Annotated in this window: 4 protein-coding genes; 3 read left to right on the forward strand and 1 reads right to left on the reverse strand. The window is 40.2% G+C overall.

From position 1 onward, the window contains the following. Positions 1-72: 72 nt before the first annotated feature. From HMPREF9078_RS10445 to HMPREF9078_RS10455, 3 genes are all read left to right on the forward strand, one after another. Positions 73-2,193 (forward strand): GH92 family glycosyl hydrolase, encoded by a 2,121-nt coding sequence (locus HMPREF9078_RS10445; protein ID WP_009420641.1) that lies wholly within the window; start codon positions 73-75, stop codon positions 2,191-2,193. Between the two features lie 367 nt (positions 2,194-2,560). Next, the gene (locus tag HMPREF9078_RS10450; protein WP_009420642.1) at positions 2,561-3,205 is read left to right on the forward strand and encodes a porin family protein; all 645 of its coding nucleotides are present in this window, start codon (positions 2,561-2,563) and stop codon (positions 3,203-3,205) included. 22 nt (positions 3,206-3,227) lie between these two features. Beyond that, the gene (locus HMPREF9078_RS10455; RefSeq protein ID WP_009420643.1) at positions 3,228-3,587 is read left to right on the forward strand and encodes a DUF6567 family protein; all 360 of its coding nucleotides are present in this window, start codon (positions 3,228-3,230) and stop codon (positions 3,585-3,587) included. A gap of 79 nt (positions 3,588-3,666) precedes the next feature. On the opposite strand, the gene HMPREF9078_RS10460 is transcribed toward HMPREF9078_RS10455, so the two are convergent. Then, entirely contained in the window at positions 3,667-4,878 is a 1,212-nt protein-coding gene (locus HMPREF9078_RS10460; protein ID WP_009420644.1) for a beta-ketoacyl synthase, read from the reverse strand. Positions 4,879-5,123 lie beyond the last annotated feature (245 nt).

The raw sequence follows: 5,123 nt of genomic DNA on the forward strand, positions 1-5,123 counted from the left end.
CTAATTCTCTCATTTTCTCATTTGCTAATTTTCTAATTACTTCCTATCTTTGCAACTCATAACTCAACCCATATGAAACCATACTTTTACCTTTTGGTTTTTGCCCTTACAGCTTGCCACAACGCATCAGAACAAAAAGAGTTGCCTAAAAAGCAACTCACCAATTACGTAAATCCGTTTATCGGTACCGATGGTACGGGGAACACCTACCCAGGAGCGATGACTCCCTTCGGAATGGTGCAACTAAGCCCCGATATAGGTATTCCTGGCTGGGACAGAATTTCGGGTTACTTCTATCCCGATAGCATCATTACTGGCTTTTCACACACCCACCTCTCAGGCACGGGTGCAGGCGACCTCTACGATGTGCTCATAATGCCTACCAATAGCAGGTTTAACAAGTGCATAGAGGCAAACAACCGTTTGCCCTTCTCTTATTTCTCTCACAAACACGAAACCGCTACGGCTGGCTATTACAGTGTCGATTTGCTGAGTTATGGTATCAAAGCTGAACTTACCGCCACTCCTCGTGTAGGCGTGCAACGCTATACTTTTCCTAAAGACGAACAGTCTAAAATTACAATAGATTTAGGTTATAGCATCAACTGGGATAAACCTACCGAAACCTATCTAAAAATGGTGGATAATACAACTTTGGAAGGCTATCGCTTTTCTACTGGTTGGGCGCGCAACCAAAAGGTGTATTTCGTCATCAAACTCTCCAAGCCCTTTGCTGATAAGGAGTTTACAGAAGAAAAAGAAAACGGCAAGAGCAACCGTTCTAAAATTGTACTCCGTTATACTACCGCCGATAATGAAGCCATTGTAGTGAAAACAGCTCTCTCTATGCATAGCATTGCAGAAGCGTATAAAAATATGGAAGTTGAAGCGCCTCATTTTGCTTTCGACGACTATCGCGAGACAGCTCGCAATCTATGGGAGAAGCAGTTGCAGAAGATTACGGTAGAAGGCGGTACTGAGGAGCAAAAAACGATTTTCTATACAATGCTCTACCAATCGATGTTGGCGCCTAATCTTTTCAGCGATGTCGATACTCCCGAAAAGCGTTATGATACTTTTTCTCTTTGGGATACTTTCCGTGCGGCTCATCCGCTTTATACCTTGTTACACCGCGAAGCTTCCGCCGATTTTATCAGTAGTTTTTTGGCACACTACCGCGAAAATGGTGTGCTACCGGTGTGGAGTATGCAAGGCGGTGAAACCAATATGATGATAGGCTATCACGCTGTGCCTATTATCGTAGATGCGTATTTTAAGAAAATCCCTATGGATATTCCTTTGGCTTACGAGGCTTGCAAGCAAAGTGCAATGGTAAACGAACGCGAAATCGACTTATATAAGCAATACGGTTATGTGCCTTACAATTTGGATAAATCCGATGAAAACTGGTCGGTGTCCAAAACCTTAGAGTACGCTTACGACGATTGGTGTATTGCACAATTTGCCAAAGCTTTGAATAAAAAAGAAGATGAGGCTTATTTTGCCAAACGCACTGAAAACTGGCGTAATCTCTTCGACGAAAAAACTACATTCTTCCGCCCTAAGGATAGCAAAGGGCAATTTATCAAACCTTTTAACCCAAAAGATTATAGTAAATACTTCTGCGAAAGCAACGCTTGGCATTATCGTTGGTTTGTGCCACAAAATATCGAAGGATTGCGCAATGCAATGGGAGGCATTAAGGCTTTTGAACAAAAACTCGACTCGATGTTCACTTTGGCAGTTACCCCCGATGAGAAACTGCCTATTTTCAGTACTGGTATGATAGGACAGTATGTGCACGGCAACGAACCGAGTCATCACGTGGCTTACCTCTATCACTTTACAGCTCACCCCGAAAAAACTACCCAGCGCGTTACCGAAATATTGAACACTCAATACAAAAATACACCCGACGGACATTGTGGTAATGAGGACTGCGGACAGATGAGCAGTTGGTATGTGCTTTCCGCCTTAGGTTTGTATCCTCTTAACCCTGCCAACAGCAGGTATTATCTAAGTGAACCGCTATTTGATAAAGCTACTTTGCATTTAGAGAACGGCAAGACTTTTACGATTGAAAAAAGAAAAGACAGCAAAGCAAAAACACTACTCAACGACAAACCGCTGAATAGAGGATATATTACTTATGAAGAAATTATTGCAGGAGGACGTTTAGAGTTTAAGAAGTAAAGAACCTTGATTTAGTCGCTTACATAAAAATAAACACAATTTCATTTTGCTAATATAAAAGTAATAACTAATTTTGCATCGTCTAATGATATAGACAACCAACAAGACAATTTTACATAAAACATAAAAAGCGTTAGTTTTTTATTCTATTTTTAAGAGAATCTGGTAAATTCACGAAGTACTTAGGATAAATGACGAGAACGCTCACGCTTAGGCGTGGGCTTTTCTTTTATTTATATAGTATTTCAGCCATACCAGAGGCTTCTTAAAAGTATAAATGAAAGCTAAAAGTCCTCGCTTTTTCTTTTCTAATAATATCTTCACTTTTAGGGCTTGGTGAACTAACGTATTAATTTCAAATTATCTTATGAATAAAAAACTTCTATTATTCACATTGGTAGCCCTTACTTCTATTACTTTACTGAAAGCCCAAGCAGTAAAATGGGGTATTAGAGGAGGTGTAAATGTCTCTACTTACTCCTTGGAGAATAAACATTTTGAATACACCACGTATTATCCTACTGAAAGACACTCAGTAGATATAAAATCAGCAGTTGGAACTGGTTTTCACTTAGGAGGATTTGAGGAATATCAGTTTTATGAAAACTTCTTCTTAGATGCGGGTTTAATGTTTTCTACTCAAACAAGTAAGATTAAAGAGAGTGGGAAACACAACGACTCTTTTAAAATTAGAATGTCTGAAATAAGCCTACCTTTATGGTTAAAGTATGACATCAACAACTTTCGTCCTAAATTAGGCATAAGTTTAGATTATAGCTATTATCACATTAGAGATGTACCTTTCTATTTAAATAGGTCAGCTGAAAGTATTTTTGGTGCTTCATTGGGAATAGGTTGTGAATATCATTTTCTTATGGGTCTTTTTGTTGATGCAAACTTTAAATATGGTTTAACAAGTTTGGAAAGTACAAAATCTTATTATGAAGGAGGAGCTCGTTTTTTGGGCTTAAACAAACGCATTATTCAATTAGGTATAGGTTACAAGTTTTAATAATCAATAATCAAATTATTATATGAAGAAAGTAATTTTATTTGGTACTTTAGCACTATTATTAGTGAGTTGTGGTGTAAGTAATGGACTGACATACAACCAAAATAGTCACACTACACAAGTAGTATTATCTAAAAACAATTTTAAAGTAGTGGAACACGTGAAAGGAGAAGCTACTAATGATTATTTTTTGTTTTTTGGAGGAGGTAGAAAAGCTCTTATAGAGAAAGCCCGTGCCGAAATGCTCAAAAATGCTAATTTGGTAGGAACTTCAAGAGCTGTTATTAATGAAACGGTAGAAGCACATTCTTTCCTATTTTTTATAGGGACAAAATACACTGTTACTGTTTCGGCTGATGTAATAGAATTTACAGAAGAATAATAGTGATTTTCGTAATATTAGAAGCCCCCTTTGTACAAAGGGGGCTTCTAATATTTTTTAATTGTTTGTGAGGCTTATTCTAAATGCTCTTCACAACTAAAGCAGAATTAGTACCTCCGAAGCCAAAAGAGTTGCTCAAAAAGGCTTTAATAGGGCGTTCTACAGTTTCGGGAATAATATTTAGCTTAGCAGAAGCTTCATCGGGGGTTTCAAAATTGATATTAGGAGCTATAAAACTATTTTGCATCATCAGGACTGAGTATATCACTTCGCTGGCTCCTGCCATCCAGCACTCGTGTCCGGTCATTGATTTGGTGGAACTCACAGGAATATGGCTGCCAAAAATCTCGTGTATAGCCTTTGCTTCATTGGCATCGCCTATGGGGGTAGAAGTGGCGTGCGCATTGATATAGTCGATTTCACTGGCTTGTATTCCTGCATTTTTGAGGGCGCGTGCCATAGCACGGGCAGGACCTTCTACATTGGGTGTAGAGATATGTCCGCCATTAGACGAAAAGCCGTAGCCTACCACCTCAGCAATTAGGGTTGCCCCACGCCTCATCGCCGACTCGTAACTCTCCAACACCAAAGTAGCTGCCCCTCCACTGGGTACTAAGCCGTCTCTACTGGCATCGAAGGGACGAGAAGCCAAAGTGGGTTCGTCCTCACGCATTGAGAAGACCCCAAGACCATCGAAACTGCCCATACTATACTTGTTGATTTCTTGAGCTCCGCCACATATTACGCAGTCTTGCATACCACTTTGGATAAGCAAGTAGCCTAAGCCTACCGAATGCGACCCACTAGCACAAGCTGCGCTGATACTCATATTTACCCCTCGCAATTGGAAGAGAGTAGAGAGGTTCATCGTTACGGTAGAGTTCATCGTGCGGAACACCGCTCCAGAGCCTACGAGGGTAGTATCTTTCTTTTCTCTTATCTTATCGTTTGTGAGAATTACCGACTCGGCTACACTGTCGTTGCCGTAGAGGATTCCCACTTCGTTTTGTTGTAAGAAATCGCTATCGATACCGGCATTTTTAAGCGCTTCGAGCGTTGCCATATAGGCAAATTCGCTTTCTTGCCCCATAGAAATACGCTCGCGACGACCTAAGAGTCCTTTTAGGTCGGGGTTTTCCACAAAGCCTGTGAGGGCAGAGCGATAGCCATATTCTTTGCGTTCGGGCAAGAAAACAATACCCGATTTCCCTTGGTATAATGAATCACGCACTTCGCCCAGTGAAGTGCCTATGCAGGAATAAATACCCATTCCGGTGATAACTACTCTCATAAATTCAATTAGAAAATTAGCAGATTAGCAAATTAGAAAATGTAGGGGCAAAGGTAAGAAATAATACTGATAATGCCAAATAATGCCAGAAATGCTGATAATTAACTTTGCCAAAACTGCGAGCCGCACGGGCTGTTAAATTAGCAGATTAGCAAATGTGAAAATTAGCAAATGTAGAGAGTTGAGGGGTTCGGAAGATATCGGAGAAGTTCGGAAGAGAGGAGGGAGGTTTTTTGGTGAAAAAA

Origin of the sequence: Capnocytophaga sp. oral taxon 380 str. F0488 (assembly GCF_000318255.2) — a bacterium.
Taxonomy (GTDB): Bacteria; Bacteroidota; Bacteroidia; order Flavobacteriales; family Flavobacteriaceae; genus Capnocytophaga; species Capnocytophaga ochracea.